Genomic DNA, 993 nt, shown 5'->3' with positions numbered 1-993 from the left:
GGTAATCCCCCCGAAAAATAATAGATGCCAAACGTAGAATTTTCTCTTATTGTAAACACAGGAGAAAATTATGAAAAAAGCACATTTTACAGACAGTCAAATCCTCGCCATTTTAAAACAAGCAGAAAGCGGCGTGCCTATTCCTGAGCTATGCCGTGAACATGGTATGGGCAACTCAACCTTTTATAAATGGCGCGCTAAATACGGCGGCATGGATGCGTCTTTAATGACACGAATGAAAGAACTTGAAGATGAAAATCGCCGTTTAAAGAAAATGTATGCTGAAGAGCGGCTAAAATCTGAGGTCATTCAGGAGGCAATGGCAAAAAAGTGGTAAAGGCTTCTGAGCGCAAAGTCTTGGCTCATGAAGTCGTTAGCACAAATAAAATGAGTATTGCCTTAGCCTGTCGTACTTTCATGATAAGTGAAACATGCTATCGCTATACGCCAAAACTGTCTGATGAAAATGAGAAAATTGCAGCGTTGCTATTGGATTTAAGCCAATGTCAGCGTAATTGGGGATTCGGTTTATGTTTTTTATATTTACGCAATGTTAAAGGCTACACATGGAATCATAAGCGTGTTTATCGTATTTACCGTGAGCTTGAGTTGAATCTGCGAATAAAGCCTAGAAAACGTCTAACAAGGAAGAAGCCTGAACCATTGGCTGTCCCTGAGGCCATTAACGAATGTTGGTCAATGGATTTTATGCACGACCAATTATCGGATGGCAGAGGGTGTCGCTTGTTCAATGTGATTGATGATTTCAATCGCGAAGGACTCACAATAGATGCTGACTTATCACTCCCCGCTGAGCGTGTTATCCGCTCACTCAATCAAATTATAGAATGGCGTGGTAAGCCAAAAGCTATCAGGTGTGACAATGGGCCTGAATATATTAGCCATAAATTAGCAGAGTGGGCGTTAAATAATAATATTGAATTACGATTTATTCAACCAGGTAACCCGCAACAAAATGCTTATGTAGAGCGG

Annotated in this window: 1 pseudogene; it reads left to right on the top strand. The window is 40.7% G+C overall.

Annotated elements, in window-relative coordinates:
• Positions 1–70: 70 nt before the first annotated feature.
• A pseudogene (locus P20495_RS20955) lies at positions 71–993 on the top strand (IS3 family transposase); the annotation flags it as partial.

This window comes from Pseudoalteromonas sp. BSi20495 (assembly GCF_000241185.1).
Taxonomy (GTDB): domain Bacteria; phylum Pseudomonadota; class Gammaproteobacteria; order Enterobacterales; family Alteromonadaceae; genus Pseudoalteromonas; species Pseudoalteromonas fuliginea.
The sequence above is the reverse complement of the archived record's forward strand: the minus strand, read 5'-3'. Positions and strand labels throughout refer to the sequence as shown.